Origin of the sequence: Cupriavidus pinatubonensis, assembly GCF_019602855.1 — a bacterium.
GTDB lineage: Bacteria > Pseudomonadota > Gammaproteobacteria > Burkholderiales > Burkholderiaceae > Cupriavidus > Cupriavidus pinatubonensis.
Genome location: NZ_CP080766.1, coordinates 1,230,249 through 1,246,626 on the forward strand (window position 1 = coordinate 1,230,249; position 16,378 = coordinate 1,246,626).

General features: G+C 66.2%; 17 protein-coding genes. 6 read left to right on the forward strand and 11 right to left on the reverse strand.

The window, feature by feature from the left end:
- The first annotated feature begins 113 nt into the window (after nt 1-113).
- Nucleotides 114-545, forward strand: a complete 432-nt coding sequence (locus K2O51_RS05640) for a nuclear transport factor 2 family protein (RefSeq protein WP_140949612.1) — start codon at nt 114-116, stop codon at nt 543-545.
- Nucleotides 546-592: 47 nt separating this feature from the next.
- Nucleotides 593-1,591, forward strand: coding sequence for an NAD(P)H-dependent flavin oxidoreductase (locus K2O51_RS05645; protein ID WP_220630599.1), 999 nt, complete (start codon nt 593-595; stop codon nt 1,589-1,591).
- 15 nt (nt 1,592-1,606) lie between these two features.
- Here the strand turns inward: K2O51_RS05645 and K2O51_RS05650 are convergent, their stop codons facing one another.
- Nucleotides 1,607-2,197 (reverse strand): PadR family transcriptional regulator, encoded by a 591-nt coding sequence (locus K2O51_RS05650; RefSeq protein WP_011301699.1) that lies wholly within the window; start codon nt 2,195-2,197, stop codon nt 1,607-1,609.
- A gap of 338 nt (nt 2,198-2,535) precedes the next feature.
- Here K2O51_RS05650 and K2O51_RS05655 point away from each other — a divergent pair, with 338 nt between their 5' ends.
- A complete protein-coding gene (locus K2O51_RS05655) occupies nt 2,536-2,763 on the forward strand; it encodes a hypothetical protein (protein WP_011301698.1) in 228 nt (75 codons plus the stop codon).
- 166 nt (nt 2,764-2,929) lie between these two features.
- Here the strand turns inward: K2O51_RS05655 and K2O51_RS05660 are convergent, their stop codons facing one another.
- From K2O51_RS05660 to K2O51_RS05680, 5 genes are all read right to left on the reverse strand, one after another.
- Complete coding sequence (locus tag K2O51_RS05660) at nt 2,930-3,937, reverse strand: Bug family tripartite tricarboxylate transporter substrate binding protein (protein WP_011301697.1); 1,008 nt, start codon at nt 3,935-3,937, stop codon at nt 2,930-2,932.
- A gap of 202 nt (nt 3,938-4,139) precedes the next feature.
- Nucleotides 4,140-4,871: an SDR family NAD(P)-dependent oxidoreductase gene (locus tag K2O51_RS05665; RefSeq protein ID WP_011301696.1), complete on the reverse strand. Its 732-nt coding sequence runs from the start codon at nt 4,869-4,871 to the stop codon at nt 4,140-4,142.
- Nucleotides 4,872-5,050: 179 nt separating this feature from the next.
- On the reverse strand, nt 5,051-6,253 hold the full coding sequence (pcaF, locus tag K2O51_RS05670) for a 3-oxoadipyl-CoA thiolase (protein ID WP_140953077.1): 1,203 nt from the start codon (nt 6,251-6,253) through the stop codon (nt 5,051-5,053).
- A 28-nt stretch (nt 6,254-6,281) separates the two neighbouring features.
- Nucleotides 6,282-6,920, reverse strand: a complete 639-nt coding sequence (locus K2O51_RS05675; RefSeq protein WP_011301694.1) for a 3-oxoacid CoA-transferase subunit B — start codon at nt 6,918-6,920, stop codon at nt 6,282-6,284.
- 16 nt (nt 6,921-6,936) lie between these two features.
- Nucleotides 6,937-7,596 carry a 3-oxoacid CoA-transferase subunit A gene (locus tag K2O51_RS05680; RefSeq protein WP_041680343.1) on the reverse strand — a complete coding sequence of 220 codons (660 nt, stop codon included), beginning with the start codon at nt 7,594-7,596 and terminating at the stop codon, nt 6,937-6,939.
- Nucleotides 7,597-8,105: 509 nt separating this feature from the next.
- Between K2O51_RS05680 and K2O51_RS05685 the strand changes: the two genes are divergently transcribed.
- A complete protein-coding gene (locus K2O51_RS05685) occupies nt 8,106-8,351 on the forward strand; it encodes a hypothetical protein (RefSeq protein ID WP_011301692.1) in 246 nt (81 codons plus the stop codon).
- 14 nt (nt 8,352-8,365) lie between these two features.
- On the opposite strand, the gene K2O51_RS05690 is transcribed toward K2O51_RS05685, so the two are convergent.
- The 5 genes from K2O51_RS05690 to K2O51_RS05710 all read right to left on the reverse strand — a co-directional run bounded on the left by K2O51_RS05690 (nt 8,366) and on the right by K2O51_RS05710 (nt 14,687).
- Nucleotides 8,366-11,428 (reverse strand): AAA family ATPase, encoded by a 3,063-nt coding sequence (locus K2O51_RS05690; protein ID WP_011301691.1) that lies wholly within the window; start codon nt 11,426-11,428, stop codon nt 8,366-8,368.
- Entirely contained in the window at nt 11,425-12,570 is a 1,146-nt protein-coding gene (locus K2O51_RS05695) for an exonuclease SbcCD subunit D (protein WP_220630600.1), read from the reverse strand. The genes K2O51_RS05690 and K2O51_RS05695 overlap by 4 nt, the downstream gene beginning before the upstream one ends.
- 105 nt (nt 12,571-12,675) lie before the next feature.
- Nucleotides 12,676-13,866, reverse strand: a complete 1,191-nt coding sequence (locus K2O51_RS05700; RefSeq protein ID WP_220630601.1) for an FIST signal transduction protein — start codon at nt 13,864-13,866, stop codon at nt 12,676-12,678.
- A gap of 94 nt (nt 13,867-13,960) precedes the next feature.
- Entirely contained in the window at nt 13,961-14,320 is a 360-nt protein-coding gene (locus K2O51_RS05705; RefSeq protein ID WP_220630602.1) for a hypothetical protein, read from the reverse strand.
- A 160-nt stretch (nt 14,321-14,480) separates the two neighbouring features.
- The gene (locus K2O51_RS05710; protein ID WP_011301687.1) at nt 14,481-14,687 is read right to left on the reverse strand and encodes a dodecin; all 207 of its coding nucleotides are present in this window, start codon (nt 14,685-14,687) and stop codon (nt 14,481-14,483) included.
- Nucleotides 14,688-14,889: 202 nt separating this feature from the next.
- On the opposite strand from K2O51_RS05710, the gene K2O51_RS05715 reads away from it, so the two are divergent.
- Both K2O51_RS05715 and K2O51_RS05720 read left to right on the forward strand, forming a co-directional pair.
- On the forward strand, nt 14,890-15,561 hold the full coding sequence (locus K2O51_RS05715) for a phospholipase D family nuclease (protein ID WP_245001847.1): 672 nt from the start codon (nt 14,890-14,892) through the stop codon (nt 15,559-15,561).
- Between the two features lie 77 nt (nt 15,562-15,638).
- On the forward strand, nt 15,639-16,352 hold the full coding sequence (locus K2O51_RS05720; protein WP_220630604.1) for a dienelactone hydrolase family protein: 714 nt from the start codon (nt 15,639-15,641) through the stop codon (nt 16,350-16,352).
- Nucleotides 16,353-16,378: the final 26 nt, after the last annotated feature.

Consider the following 16,378-nt stretch of genomic DNA (forward strand, 5'->3'; position numbering starts at 1 on the left):
GCGCTGCACACGCTTGCGGGTACGTCCCGCTCATGCTACCTTTCACTCGTCAATGCAACTGGTTGCATAGTTTCAATAACTTGCCGACCAGCAGAACGAGGAGACCACCGCCCATGAACGCCGCCCTGATTCCGAACGCCCAACCCACCCTGGCCGCCTGGCACGAGATGCTAGCCACCCATTCATTCGAAGGACTGGGCGAGATCATGGCCGACGACGTGGTGTTCCGCTCGCCGGTCGCCCATACGCCATACCCGGGGCGCGCCGCCATCGTGCTGGTGCTGACCACGGTCAATCAGGTATTCCAGGAGTTCCGCTACCACCGGAGCTTCGTCAGCGAAGACGGCCACAGCGTAGTGCTCGAATTCAGCGCACAGGTGGACGGCAAGCAGCTCAAGGGCATCGACATGATCCGCTTCGACGCGCAAGGCAAGATCGCTGAGTTCGAGGTCATGATCCGGCCACTGAGCGGCCTGCAGGCACTGGGCGCCGCCATGGGCGCACGCCTGGCCAGCCAGAAGCAAGTACTCACCGGGGCGGCCTGAAGCCGCCCGTCAACGCTACCTCGCCCGTTTCCATCAAGGAGTTCCGCATGTCGCTTCCCGCCCAGCTGAAGAACCGGCTATCGCTGCCGGCCGTATGCTCGCCACTGTTCATTATCTCCAATCCGGACCTGGTCATCGCCCAGTGCAAGGCCGGCGTGGTCGGTTCGTTTCCCGCGCTCAACGCACGGCCGGCGCCGAAGCTCGAAGAATGGCTGGACCGCATCACGACCGAACTCGCGGAACACGATGCCAAACACCCGGACCGTCCGTCCGCGCCGTTCGCGGTCAACCAGATCGTGCACAAGTCCAACGACCGGCTCGAGCATGACCTGGAACTGTGCGTGCGCTACAAGGTGCCCATCGTGATCACCTCGCTGGGCGCGCGCACCGAAGTCAATGAAGCCGTGCATTCGTACGGCGGCATCGTGCTGCACGATGTCATCAACAACACGTTTGCGCGCAAGGCGATCGAGAAAGGTGCCGACGGCCTGGTCGCCGTGGCGGCGGGCGCGGGCGGCCACGCCGGCACGCTGTCGCCGTTCGCGCTGCTGCATGAAATCCGCGAATGGTTCGACGGCCCGCTGCTGCTGTCAGGCGCCATTGCCAGCGGCGACGCCATCCTGGCCGCGCAGGCGGCAGGCGCGGACCTGGCCTATATCGGCTCGGCCTTCATTGCGACGCAGGAAGCAAATGCCCAGGACGCCTACAAGCAGATGATCGTGGACAGCTCGGCGAACGACATCGTCTACTCGAACCTGTTCACCGGCGTGCACGGCAACTATCTGCGCGGCAGCATCGAGCGCGCGGGCCTGGACCCGCAGGCCCTGCCGGAATCGGATCCGTCGAAGATGAATTTCGGCTCCGCCAGCGCCAAGGCATGGAAGGACATCTGGGGTGCCGGCCAGGGCGTGGGCGCGATCAAGCGCGTGGTGCCGGCTGCCGAACTGGTGCGCCGCTTTACCGAGGAATATGCGCTGGCCCGGCGCCGCCTGGGGCTGCCCGATGCCGCGCTTGCGCAGCCGGCGCGCACGGTGGACGTCGCCTGACGACGTCGGAAGGGTTCATTCCTGGCGGTTGCCGGACGGCGCCGCCAGCAGGGGCAGCAGGTCGTTGCCCCACGCCACCCAATCCTGTTCGAAGCGAATGCCGCGACGCAAAAGCGCGAAGCGCAACTGCTCGCCGCGGTCCGGGCGCGCGCCGGCGAAATCCCGGCGCTCGATCGCCTGATAGGTTTCCAACCGCGCCTGGTGCAATGCAATCAGCCGGCGCATTTCATCGGCCAGGCCCAGCGGGCCGATCGCCGCATCCGCACGCAGCTTGACCAGGATCTCTTCGCGCTGGTCCAGCCCGGCGCCGGGCTCCAGCACCCACCGCACCAGTTCCTCGCGGCCTGCGGGCAACACGTGGTAGACCTTCTTGCGGCTCTTCTTCTCTTCGCCATTGGCCGTGGTGTTGCCATTGGCATCGCTGCCCTGTTCGTTGTCTTCGGCGGCAATCCATCCATGTTCGGCCATGCGGCCCAGTTCTCGGTAAATCTGCTGGTGCGTCGCGTGCCAGAAATAGCCGATCGAACGGTCGAAACGGCGTGCCAGGTCATAACCGGACGACGGTTTCTCGATCAGGGAAATCAACAAGGCGTGCTGTGTCGACATTCGCTGGGAAGGTAGCCATGTGGGCGGTTGATCGGCCGGGAAGCGATACGACTGTGGGTACGACTGCGGCCTCACGGTGGATCGCGCTATGGTAGCGCAAGGCCTTGCGCGGCAACCGCCGAACGCATATCGACAGACAATGTCTGACGCTCGGGGGCGACGACAATTGCTACAGAATCGCTAAAACCAACAATTTTGATAGCGCATGCCTCTTAGAATTAAAAAATACTGAATAGCATTTCTGCGACGCATGGCATACATTGCGAACATTACCCCCTGTCTGCGCGAGACTGGCATCGCCTCACCCGCTCGCGCCCTGTTTATCGGAGCCAATGGAAATGACGAGAGGACACGATCTTGCAGAAGACCGTGACGTCGCCTGGGAGGCGGATACCGTGCAGCTTCCGGCCGACGCCGTGGCACTGATGCCGTCCCGCCCACCGGTTTACTACCGCCTGCCCGATACGCCGGACGGCCATCACATCAAGGAATACGCGAGCGGCCTGCGCCAGCTCGTGCGCTTCGTCGGCGTTGAAGAACAGGTGGTGAAGTACTGCCTGGGATAGCCAAAGCTCCTCCGGGATGACCTCGCCGGTTGTCTCCTCCGGGCCTGCCTGTGGGCACGGATTGAACCCGCCGATATGGCGGGTTTTCTTTGGCCCCGACGATCGCCTCCCAATGCAAAGAGCCGGCCCAGGGCCGGCTCTCGTCAAGGCAACACTGCCGTGAGGATCAGTCCACGGTCGCGCCCGAGGACTTCACGACCTTCGCCCACTTCGCGGTTTCGGACTTCATGAACGCGGAGAGCTGCGCCGGCTTTTCCGGATACGGCTCGGCGCCCTGGTCGGCCATCTGCTTCTTCACTTCCGGCATGGCCAGGATCTTCACGACTTCGGCGTTCAGGCGGTCAACGATGGCTTGCGGCGTGCCGCCGGTGGCGTACAGCGCGAACCACGATGTGGCTTCATAGCCGGGCACGCCCGATTCCGCCACGGTCGGCACGTTCGGCAGCGCCGGCGAGCGCTTGGCCGAGGTCACGGCGATCGCGCGCAGCTTGCCGGCCTTCACGTGCGGGTACGACGACGGCATGTTGTCGAACATCAGGCCGATCTGGTTGCCCAGCAGGTCGTTCACGGCAGGCGCGCTGCCCTTGTACGGGATGTGCTGGATGTGCAGGCCGGTCATCGAGTTGAACAACTCGCCCGACAGGTGCATCGACGAGCCGCTGCCCGACGAACCGTAAGACAGCTTGTCCGGATTGGCCTTCACGTAGGCGACCAGTTCCTTGATGTTGTGGACCGGCACCTTGGGGTTCACCACCACCAGGTTCGGCACCATGGCCACGCGGCTGATCGGCGCGAAGTCCTTGACCGGGTCGTACGGCAGCTTCGAGTACAGCGACTGGTTGATCGCGTGCGTGCCGATGGTGCCCATGAACAGCGTGTAGCCATCGCCAGGCGCCTTGGCCGCCAGCGATGCGCCGATATTGCCGCCTGCGCCCGGGCGGTTGTCGATCACCACGGGCTGGCCGAGCGCCTTGCCCAGTTGCAGGCCGACGATACGGGCAAGGATGTCGGTGGTGCCGCCTGCCGAGAACGGCACGATCATCGTGATCGGCTTGGTCGGGTAACCACCCTGAGCATGTGCGGCACCGGCAAAGCCGGCAATGGTGGTAGCCAGCGCAACGCCTGCGGCCAGCAGGCGGCGGCGGGTCGTGGAAGTCTGGGAATCGAGTCTCATCGGTTTACTCCGGTTGTCCTTGTTGCCCGCGCGCACCATGTGCCGGTCGCAGGCTATTGCCAGATAGCGTGATTGCTGCCCTGAAAGAAGACAGCGCGGTGGCGCTGTCCTCGCCGGATGTGGCCCATGGGAAAAGGATCACATCCTGATATGACGTTTTAATAACGTCTGTTCTATTTGAATGCTTGAGCAGGCGTGCGCCTCAGACCGGTGCCACGCCAAGCGTGGTGCCGCCGCACACGTAGAGCACTTGCCCCGTGACGAACCCGTTGTCGGGCGACAGGAAGAACAGCGCGGCGCGTGCCACGTCTTCCGGCGTGCCCATGCGCTTCACGGCGATGCTCGCGAGGATGCGGCGGGTCTGCTCGCTGCCTTCGGGATTGCTCTTGCGGAACAGCTCCGTGGCGATCGGGCCCGGCGCCACCGCGTTCACGGTGATGCCGTCGCCGCCGAGCTCCATGGCCAGCGTACGGGTCATGCCGATCAGCCCGGCCTTGGTCGCCGAGTACACCACGCGCTCGGGCTTGCCCAGCGCCGCGCGCGAAGCCATGTTGACCACGCGGCCGAACCCGGCGGCGCGCATCGCAGGCAGGCATGCCTGCGTGAGCAGCATGGCCGCCTGCAAGTGCAGGCCGACGACATAGTCGAGGTCGGCCACGGTGGCCGAATCGGCCGTGCCCGGACGCGTGGCGCCCGCGTTGTTCACGAGCCGCGTGACGTCGAACTGCGAGGTGACCTGCTCCGCCACGGCGCGTGTCGCCTCGGCATTGGTCAGGTCAGCCTGGAAAAAGGTCATGTTGGGGTGCGACCAGCCCGGCTCGGTGTAGTCGATATTGACCACCCGGGTATTGCCGTCTGCCAGCAGCATTTCGCTGATGGCGCGCCCGATACCGGAACTGGCGCCGGTGACGATCGTGGCGTTGGGAAGAGACATCTTCAACTCCGCTCCGGCCGCTCGTGGACCGGATCTTGCAAACAATCGCGACTTCACTCACTACATGCCGCCGGACCGGCGAGCCTGTCGGCCCTGCAGCATGGCTCCGTCACGGGGGAGGGAGACGATACTGCGCCGCGTCCCGTAGCGGGCCGCGGCGCATGCGCTATGCCGAAGCGTCAGACGCGTTCGATCACCATGGCGATACCCTGGCCCACGCCGATGCACATCGTGCACAGCGCGAAGCGGCCGCCGGTGCGATGCAGCTGGTACATCGCGGTGGTCACCAGACGCGCGCCGCTCATGCCGAGCGGGTGGCCCAGCGCGATCGCGCCGCCGTTCGGGTTGACGCGCTTGTCGTCGTCGGCGATGCCCAGTTCGCGCAGCACGGCCAGGCCTTGCGCGGCGAACGCTTCGTTCAGTTCGATCACGTCGATCTGATCCAGCGTCATGCCGAGCTGCTTCATCAGCTTCTGCGTGGCCGGTGCCGGGCCGATGCCCATCACACGCGGTGCCACGCCAGCCGTTGCCATACCGACGATGCGCGCACGCGGGGTCAGGCCGTGTTGCTTGATGCCGGCTTCGCTCGCGAGCAGGATCGCGCAAGCGCCGTCGTTCACGCCCGATGCATTGCCGGCAGTCACGGTGCCGTCAGCACGGACCACGCCGCGCAGCTTGCCCAGCGCTTCCATGCTGGTCGCACGCGGATGCTCGTCACGCTCGACGATGATCGGGTCGCCCTTCTTCTGGGCGATCGTCACTGCGGTGATTTCCTGGGCCAGCGTACCGTCGGCCTGTGCGCGCGAGGCCTTTTCCTGGCTGCGCAGCGCCATCAGATCCTGGTCTTCGCGGCTGATCTTGTAGTCGGTCGCGACGTTCTCGGCGGTCTCGGGCATCGAGTCAACGCCATACGCAGCCCGCATCGCCGGGTTGATGAAGCGCCAGCCGATCGTGGTGTCGAAGATCTGCGCATCGCGCGAGAACGCGCTGGTGGCCTTGCCCATCACGAACGGAGCGCGGCTCATGCTTTCCACGCCGCCGGCGATCATCAGGGTCGCTTCGCCGGCCTTGATGGCGCGCGCGGCCGTGCCGGTTGCGTCCATGCCGGAACCGCACAGGCGGTTGATGGTGGCACCCGGCACGTCCTGCGGCAGACCGGCCAGCAGCGACGACATGCGTGCCACGTTGCGGTTATCTTCGCCGGCCTGGTTGGCATTACCGTAGATCACGTCGTCGACGGCTTTCCAGTCCACGTTCGGATTGCGCGCCATCAGCGCTTTCAGGGGCACCGCGCCCAGGTCGTCCGCGCGTACCGCGGACAGGCTGCCGCCGTAACGGCCGATGGGCGTACGGATGGCGTCGCAGATAAAGGCTTCGGTCATGTCTCTCTCTCGGTCTTGATATCAGTGGTCAGCCCTGGATCAGGGTAACGCCGGTCAGGCGCTGCAACTCGTCAAAGCTCAGCCCTTCCACCAGGTCGCGCGCAACCAGCCCGTCGGTGGTTACGTCGATGGTGGCCAGATCAGTGTAGATGCGCGTCACGCAACCGATGCCCGTCAGCGGATAGGAGCACTGCGGCACGATCTTGCTTTCGCCCTGCTTGGTAAGGTGTTCCATCATCACGAACACCTGCTTGGCCCCGATGGCGAGGTCCATCGCACCGCCAACGGCGGGGATGGCGCCCGGTGCGCCGGTGTGCCAGTTGGCCAGGTCGCCCTTCTCGGAGACCTGGAACGCACCCAGCACGCAGAAGTCGAGGTGGCCGCCGCGCATCATGGCGAACGAATCGGCGTGATGGAAATAGGAACCGCCAGCCTTGATCGTCACTGGCTGCTTGCCGGCGTTGATCAGGTCGCCGTCTTCTTCACCGGCCGCGGGCGCGGGGCCCATGCCGAGCAGGCCATTCTCGCTGTGCAGCAGGATTTCCTTGTCTGCGGGCAGGTGGTTGCCCACCAGCGTGGGCAGTCCGATGCCGAGGTTCACCACGGCACCTTCGGGGATGTCTTTGGCCACGCGGGCGGCCATTTGGTCGCGGGTCAGTTTTTGCATGTTCGCTCTCCTTCGCTCAGACCTTCACCACGCGCTTGACGAACAGGCCCGGCGTCACGATGTGCTCGGGATCCAGCTCGCCCAGTTCCACCACGTGGCTCACCTGCACGATGGGGCACTTGGCAGCCATGGCCATGATCGGGCCGAAGTTGCGAGCGGTCTTGCGATACGTCAGGTTGCCCCAGCGGTCGGCCTTGTCGGCCTTGATCAGGGCGAAGTCGGCGTGAATGGGCTTTTCGAAAACATAGCCCTGGCCGTCGATGATGCGCGTTTCCTTGCCTTCGGCCAGCGGCGTGCCGTAGGCCGTGCGCGTGAAGAAACCGCCGATGCCGGCACCGGCGGCGCGGATGCGCTCGGCCAGGTTGCCCTGCGGCACCAGTTCCAGTTCGATTTCGCCAGCGTGGTACAGCGAGTCGAACACGTACGAGTCCGTCTGGCGCGGGAACGAACAGATGATCTTGCGCACGCGTTTGGTCTTCAGCAGCGCGGCCAGGCCGGTGTCGCCGTTGCCGGCGTTGTTGTTGACGATGGTGAGGTCGCGCGCGCCTTGGGCGATCAGGGCATCGATCAGTTCAGCGGGCATGCCTGCCATGCCGAAACCGCCGATCAGGATCGTGGCGCCGTCGTGGATGCCGGCCACCGCCGCTTCCACCGAGTCGAATAGCTTGTTGATCACTTGCGTTCCAGTCCGGGTAGAGGTCTGGCAGGTGCCGGAACCGGCCGCAAGGCGCGGCGCGCAAAAACTGTCTCCGGGCATGCCTGCCGGACGGGCGTCTGGCGCAAGCACCGGTGATGGCGCACTAGCCAAGACGTGTTCCAACAGAAGTGCGTCAGTTTTGTTCTAATTACGAACTTGAATTCGCACTATGAACAGAGTACACCTCGCGACAAATGCGGGTCAAGACAACGGTAAAGAGCTTGTCCGGTAATCGGCCGCACTCGATTTAAGGAGGCCCATAGATGGAGGGTGCGATACACCGAGGGCCTCATTCAGCGCCTGTAGGACAGAGCCGACGCCACAATCGGCCCGGCTTCGATACGGCCGCGGATCCCCGTTGCCTATGCTTGCCTCAAGACATGCCACATGGCAACCGCCATCGGACCACCCGGCACGCCCCGGCAAGTCTGAAGACAACGAGTCAGGCCCCCAGGGCCTGACCAGAACAGCCAGAGGAGTCGGACATCATGGCACGCGCAATCGCCATCCCGCGCCACCCCAGTCCCTCAAGGACCTTCAATAATAGTCATCACGATGCGCTGGAACGGATTCTGCGTACCACGCGGCAACACTGGAAGCTTGACGTCCCGCCAGCCGAGCCGGCTCCGCAAATGCCCACGCCGCGCACGCGTGTGCGCCTGCCGCGCCTGGCAGCCCGCGCGTTCGAAGCGCAGATCATGGCGATCCGCTGTCAACAGGTCTTCACGGCCTGACCCCACCATCGCGATCAGGGCAACTGCATCACCGCGCGACTGCCCGCAGCGCCAGGCTTGACTTCGAGCCGAACGTCGATGCGTTCGCGCAGTTCAGCGACGTGCGAGATGATCCCCACCAGCCGTCCGGCCTGCTGCAGGTCCAGCAATGTACGGATCGCGAAGTCCAGGCTTTCCGGATCGAGCGTACCGAAGCCTTCGTCGACGAACAGCGTGTCGAGCTGGATGCCGCCCGAGCGCGACTGCACCACGTCGGCCAGCCCCAGCGCCAGCGACAGGGACGCGAGGAACCCCTCGCCGCCCGACAGCGTGTTGGCCGGCCGCGCCGCGCCGGTGTCATAGTCGAACACTTCCAGATCGAGGCCGCCGGCCGAGCGCTGGTCGGTCTGCTCGCGTACGCGCTGCAGCGTATAGCGGCCCCGGCTCATCGCCAGCAGGCGCACGGACGCCGCTTCCAGTACCTCGTCGAGCAAGGTGGCCAGCACAAAACGCTGGAACGTCATGCGGCGCGGATTGTTGCCGTTGGCAACCTCCGCCAGGCGCCCGAGCACCGCGTAGCGCGCCTCTATCTCGCTGTTGGCGGCTGCCAGTGCATCGAGCTGCCGCTGGCATTGCAGCAGGTTGTCACGCATGCGGCCCCGATCGGCTTGCCGCCGGACCAGGTCTTCGACACCGGCGGCGGCGGTCGACGCAGCAGTACGCAAGCCATCGATGTCCGGGGCCGATAGCCCTTCGGCCGCCGCAATCGCACGTGAAAGGCCGTGCGCGGCCACCGCGAGTGCTTCGTCGTACCTGCGCACCGCATCATCCAGCCCTTCCATTGCCGCGGCATCGAGCCGTGCCGCGCTGAATGCCGCCATGTCGGCAAACCCCGACGCTGCCAGCATGGCATCCGCCGCGCTGCGGGCCTCTTGCAGACGTTCGCCTGTCCGGACCTGCGTCGCCAATGCGGACTGGCTGGCCGCTTCGGCGCGCGCCAGCGCCGCCGTGGCGTGCTTGTCGGCCGCCTGCGCCGACTCAAGAGCGGCGACAAGCACGGCCATCTGCTTGCGCACCTGCTGAAGCGCGGCTTCGATCGCTTGCGGAACGCGTAAATCTTCCGGCAACTGGGCACAGGCTGCGCGCCACTCGCCCTGCAGTTGGGCAAGCGCCTGCGCCGCGGATTCCACCGCCGCGCAGGCCTTGCGGTGGAGGTCATCAGCGGTAGCCAGCGCTGAACGCCGTTCCTCAATGACCGCCGGCATGCGTTGCAGCCGGGCAGCCGAAGCCTGTGCCGCCGCCAGATCGCGCTCAAGCTCCGCCGTCTGTGCCGCCAGGGCCTGCGCCGTCGACTCCACGGTGCGCAGCGCACCATCGCCGATATCCGCTTCGAGTTCCGCGAGTTGCTCTGACAGCCGCTCGACGTCCGCCTGCGCGGCGTGCCGGGCATTAGCAGCGCGCAGCACGAGATCATCGGCCTCTCGCGAGGCGATCCGCGCATGTTCAAGCGCATCATCCGATACCAGTTCGCCGCTGTGTTGCGCCAGCGACGGATGATCGGTCCCGCCGCACACGGGACATGTGTCCCCCGCTGTCAGTGCGGCAGCCAGGCGCGCGGCCTGTCCGGTGCGCCATGCCGATTCGGTGGCGGCCAGCACCGCGCGCGCGGACTCACGGCCGGTTGCGGCACGCGTAGCCGCAGCGTCGCTACGCGCAAACGCCTCGCGGGCTTTTGCCACCGCCTGTCCGGTCTGCCGGTAGCGGGCAATCTGCTTTGCACGCGCCTGCACAGCCTGCAGTTGCAGGCTCAGCGCCTGCGCCTGTGCGGCGAGCATCTGGGCGCGCCGCTGTTCCTCTTCGGACGAGGCCAGCTCCGCTTGCCGCTGCGCCAGCGACTGCGCGGCACGATCCCGCGCGGCGACGGTATCGCCCTGCTGCTTCTGCGCCGCATCAAGTGACTGGCGCAAGCTGCCGAGCTGACGCGCGCGCGGCAGCAGCGCCTCGAATTCCATCACGCGGCGCTGCGCGGCTTCACGCGCGTCACCGCGCGCAAGCTCTGCCTGCAGCCGTTCGCCCGAGTGGGCCGCCTCGGCCTGCTGCTGCCGCAGCGCGCCAGCCGCCTGCTCCACGGCGCCCTGCGCGGTTTGCTGGTCTCGTTGGGCAGTCTCCATCTGCTGGACGGCAGGCCACGCCTGCGCGGCGCGCCGCGCCGCCTGCAAACGCACGCGCTGTTCGTCGACCGTCGCCTTGCGGGCCAGCAAGGCATCGTGAGCAGCTTGCGCGTCGGCACGTTCGCGCAGCCGCGCCTCGACCTGCTCGCCGGCCTGCAGCGCCGACTGCGCAGCAGCCAGCGTGGCACGCGCAGCCTGTTCCTGCTGTTGCAGGTCGCCCAGTTCCTGCTGGAGCTGGGCGATGCCTGCAGCCAGCGTTTCCGTCGATTCCATCTCGAATTGCCCGAGCAGCGCCTGGCGCTGGTCGCCGATGCGCTCGGCTTCGCGCTTGATGCCGGCCGCTTCGCCTTTCAGCAACTCTTCCACGCGCCGGTACAGCTCGGTGCGGAACAGGCGCTCCAGGATCGATTGCCGCGCCTGCGAGCTCGCGGTCAGCAGTTCGCGGAAGCGTCCCTGCGGCAGCACGATGACCTGGCGGAACTGTGCGCTGTCAAAGCCCAGCAGTTCGCGGACGGCCTCGGTGACCTTGGCCGGCTGCCCGGCTTTGCTGACCCAGCCGTCACCGTCCCATGCGTCGAGCTGGGCCTTCGGGGTCTCGTTGACCATGCCTTCGCCACGCTGCTTCGGCCGCTCCTGCGCGGGAGAACGCACGACGCGGTAGCGCTTTTCGCCAAGGCTGAATTCGAGCGCGACTTCCGTGCGCAATCCGGGCGCGGCGTTGGCGCTGCGCATGGCCTGCGCGCTGCGTTCGCCGCCGGAAGTATCGCCATAGAGTGCGAAGCAGACCGCATCGAGCAGCGTGGTCTTACCGGCACCTGTAGGCCCGTGAATCAGGAAGAAGGCCTGCTCGCCCAGGCGCGTGAAATCGATTGCCTCAGTGCCGGAAAACGGCCCGAAGGCCTGCATTGTCAGGTGCAGGGGTCTCATGCGGACTCCCGCTGTGCCGCGGCCATGCCGGCCAGCACCTGTTCCAGCGCGCCACGCTGGCCATCATCGAGTTCCGCATCGACCACTTCGCGGAAGAAGCTCGCGAAGAGCTCGCCCGTGCTTTGTTCGCGCAGGCGCCGCGCCGCATCGCCGGCTACACCGCCGCGTGCCAGCACGGTGCGCTCGACCGCGAGCGCGTTGGGATAAGCCTGCCGCAGCTTCGCCATCGGGTCCAGCAGCGCGCCGGTGTCCGTCAGGCGTGCATAGACATAGTCATCACGTCGCGCGTCATCGGCGGCAGCGGCGATCAGCTCGCTGAGTTTGCCTTCCACGATACGCAGGTCGCGTAGCGGCCGCAGGGGCATGGGCGTGATTTGCACGCTGCCGTCAGCGCCAAGGTCGATCATCGACACGGATTTGTCGTGACCGCATTCCGACAACGAATACTTGAGCAGCGAGCCGGCGTAATGCACCCGCCCGTCGAGGGTCTGGGGCCGGTGCAAGTGGCCCAGCGCAACAAGGTCGAACCCTTGGAACGCTTGCGCGGCAACAGCGCCGCTGCCGCCCACCGATAACGGCCGCTCGGATTCGCTGACCGCGCCGCCGACCACGAACGCATGGCCGACCACCACGGAGCGCATACCGGCCGGATGGCTCGCACGAATCGCGTCGAGCTGCGCGCACAATGCCGCCTCATGGGTGGGCAGTTCGGCACCGAGCGCGTCGCGCACGACGGCCGGCTCCGCATACGGCAGCGCATAGAGTCGCACTTCGCCATGCGCGTCATGCAACGACACGCAGGCCGGTGTGGCGGACGTGCAGCCGGCAACGTGCAGGCCCTGCGACTGCATCAGCCGGGCGCCGAATTCCAGCCGCTGCGCGCTGTCGTGGTTGCCGGCGATCAGCACGACAGGAACGCCCACGTCCAGGATGATCCGTGCCAGCACGTCATCGAGCAGCGCCACCGCTTCCGGCGGCGGCACGGCACGGTCATAGACATCGCCGGCGATCAGCACGGCGTCGGGCCGCTCGGTGCGCACCAGTTCGACAAACTGGTCGAGGATGTAGGCCTGGTCTTCAATCAGGCTGCGGGCATGAAAGAGCCGCCCGAGATGCCAGTCGGCGGTATGCAGGAAACGCAATGTAGATACCTGGTCTGCGGTGTGGGGGTGGCGTGTCCGTCACGGCGGCACGCGGTACAGCCGGCATCATAACTGTGCGCGCGGCGCACGGGTGCCGCCTGTCCCTCAGGAAACCACAGCGCCGGTGAAAACCGTCAGCACGCCGGTGTAGCCGTACAGATGGTCGCGAGCGATCTCGCCATTGGCAAAGAAGCCCGCCATCGGCAAATCCCCGAGCGCACGGCGCACGATCTGCAGTTCGGCACTGGGCGCGCCGAAATGCGGCCCACCTCGTCCGGAACAGCTGATATAGAGCGCGCCGAGCGCCTTGCCAGCTGCGCCTCCCTCGATCTCGGCCCGGATCTCCGTGGCGATGCGCGTCAGGTCCGTGCGCGCCGCGGCTGGATTGCGCGTGCAGAACGCCAGCCGCATACCGGTTTCGGGAACATCGGCCAGCGCGAGTACGCGATGCTGCACGTCCAGGCCGATCAGATGCCGCACCACGGTTTCTGCGCCGAACATGCCGGGGAGCCTTGGCGCATCTTCGGTACCGGCGCTCAGGCCGGCTAGCGTTCCCGACAGCGCCTCGGCCATGGCCTTGGTCGGCGCATCGCGCTCGAGCCCGAGATCCTTGAGCACGCAGTCGAGGGCGGGTTCATGGTCCAGCGTGAACACCACGTTGCGTTCCGCGCGCGTCACCGTTCGCGCAGGCCCGATGGGCTGGCAGCCCTGCGTCACGCGAGAGATCAGGCCAACGCCAGGGCCGAACAGTACGCCCGACAGGCCGCCCGTGAAGATGCCGTCGGCGATCTGCAGTGTCTGATTGCGTGCCGACGACAATCCGCCGAACAGGTAGCCGGTCGCCGTGCGTTCGCTCAGTTCGCGCAGCAGGTCCTGGAGGTCTGGCGTCGACCCCTCCGCATGCACGAGCGCGGTATGAGGCGTGAAGCCTGAAGTGGCTGGCGGCAAGGGCTTGCGCCCCGAGAACAGCCGGAACGCGTCCCGCGGCAACGGCGCCATCATCAGCGCCAGTGCGGGCTCATCGATGTACTCCACCCCGCAAGCCGATATGCCCATTGCCGCCGTACCGACCCAGGCCACGCCGGGCCATTCCTGCTGCAATGCATCGAGAATGCGCTCGGCGGCCGTTGCGTAGTAGTCGCTCAGGTAGCACCAGCCAAGCGTCAGGGCGACCGCGCAGCCCAGCCGGGCGTGTTGCACTGCAAGCTGGGCCTCCAGTTGCTGGCGGCAGTCCGCCAGCGCGTCCTGCCAGCGGGCATTGGCCGCGTGGGCATGTACGAAGGCAACGTCATGCATGGTGGATCCTCCATTGCGCCTTCGTCGAGTGGCTGGCAGCACAGGTTGGACACCGGCGCGCGCACAGCGTTCTTGCCGTGCGGGACAGGCCGGATCATTCCAGACCCTTGCTCGCCAGTTCACCGCGCAGCAGCTTCTGCACGATCCGTTCGTGCTGCGCGAGCGCCGCTTGCAGCGAGCTGGCCCCGTAGCTGCGGTTCCCGCCGGGATCCGCTGCCCCGGCCACGCGCGTGATAAATAGCGGCGTGTCCACCGGCGCGGCTTCCGACACCCCGCGGAAGCGCGTGGTCACCGTGCTGCCGGCAGCCTGCAGCACGGTACGGCGGAACACGGGGTCGTTCTCCTCCATCCAGCGCGACCATTCGCCATGGCCAGCCACCTGGACCGGCTCATTGCGTTCATCGAGGATGTAGAAGCGGGCCCACGCCTCGTTGGACCTGGTGCGGGATTTCATAGGCGGTCAGCATCGCAGCCCAATACCGGACCTCGCGATTGGACTGCGCAACAACCCGTCGACGCCAGCACGTTGTGGGACTGGCGAGCGAATACGACAAGGCACTGATCGGCGAATCGCACTTCGACGTGAAGGAAATCCGCCTGCCGTTGGTGGCCGCTCAGGTCACGCGAAAGCCGATCTTCAGCGTCACCTGGAAATGCCCGACCTTGCCGTTCTCGATATGGCCGCGCGTTTCCACCACTTCAAACCAGTCAATGTTCTTGATGGTCTCGCCGGCCTTGGCGATCGCATTGCGAATGGCGTGGTCGCTGCCGTCCGGCGATGAGCCGACGATTTCGACGAGCTTGTAGGTATGGTCGCTCATGTCCGTCTCCTTGGCCGGCTGGCACCCGGCGCGGTTTATCCATCATAGGCAGCACCACGGTGAAAACCCAGTAGACGCATGCGGTGAAAAGGACTGTTACACACGCGCGGCTTGTCCGGTGCGGAGCGTGCTGCTACGCTGCGGGCCCGCATTGCCGCGCGGCGTGGCAATGCGGGCCTCCGTCCCCGAACCGAATCGCACCGTGACTCACCGATCCAAGCGCGCGGCCCTGTCCGCCCTACTGCTCGCCGCATGCGCAACCGGCCTGGCTCATGCCCGCTCCGCCTCGGCGCTCGACAGCATCACCGATACCATCAGCAGCACCTTCAACGACGCAATTTCAAAGCACATGCCCGACATCCCGGGCCAGAACGCGCGGCAGGATGCGTCGGCCCGTCCGGTCAACGCCAAGCCGTTTGCGTCGGGCAGCGGCTATACCCTGTGCTTCGTCCCCGACGGGCTGAGCTGCCAGGACCTGCTCGTCAATGCGATCCGCGGTACGCGCCGGCGGCTGCTGATCCAGGCCTACTCGTTCACCAGCAAGCCCATCGCCGAAGCCGTGGTGCAGGCGCACAAGCGCGGCGTCGATGTACGCGTGATCGTCGACAAGAGCCAGGTGAGCGAACGCTACACCAGCGCCACCTTCCTCAAGCACGCGGGCATTCCGGTCGTCATCGACACCAAGCCCGCGATCGCCCACAACAAGGTCATGGTGTTCGATGACCAGGCCGTATTCACCGGGTCGTTCAACTTCACCAAGTCCGCCGAAGAACGCAACGCCGAGAACGGCATGCTGATCCGCGGCGACTCGGCGGTGGTCAAGGCCTATACCGAGAACTGGAACGCGCGCTTCCAGCAGTCGTCCGCGTACTGAGCCGTGGCCGGCGTGATCTGGCCGGCGGTGGCACACTTGCGGTTTGCCCATCCTTCATCCGTCACCAGGAACCCGCCATGCCAGCCACTCCCAACAGCAAATGGATCCGTGTCGACAGCGACGCCGGCAGCTTTGACGCCTACCTGAGCCTGCCGCCTGCAGGCGTGCAGCCCGATAGCCCCGCCATCGTGCTGCTGCAGGAAATCTTCGGCGTCAACGAACATATCCGCGCGGTAGCCGACCAGTACGCGGCCGACGGCTACACCGTGCTCGCGCCCGATGTGTTCTGGCGCGATGCGCCGCGCATCGAGCTGGGCTATGCCGGCCCCGACATGGAGCGCGCCATAGCGCTGCGCAAGTCGGTCGACGTGGAAGCCGCCGTGCGCGATATCGCCGCGACCGTGCGCACGTTGCGCACGCACACCGGTGCAGGCAGCAAGGTTGCGGCGGTTGGCTATTGCTTTGGCGGCCTGCTCGCCTACCTGAGCGCGGCGCGCGGCCTCGTCAACGCCGCGGTGCCCTACTACGGCGGCGGCATCCAGAACAACCTGCAGGAAGCGAGCGCGCTGAACGTGCCGGTGCAGTTCCACTACGGCGCGCTCGACGCACATATCACGCCCGATGCGGTCGCCAACGTGCGTGCCGCTGTCGCCGGCAAGCGTGGCACCGAGGTGTTCGTCTACGACGGCGCCGACCACGGATTCAACTGCTGGGCCCGCGCGAGTTACCACCAGCACAGCGCAGCGCTGGCGCACGGCCGCGCACTGACCTTCCTCGCGCAGACGCTGTAATCCCGCGCCCCTCGCCGGAGGGGCCC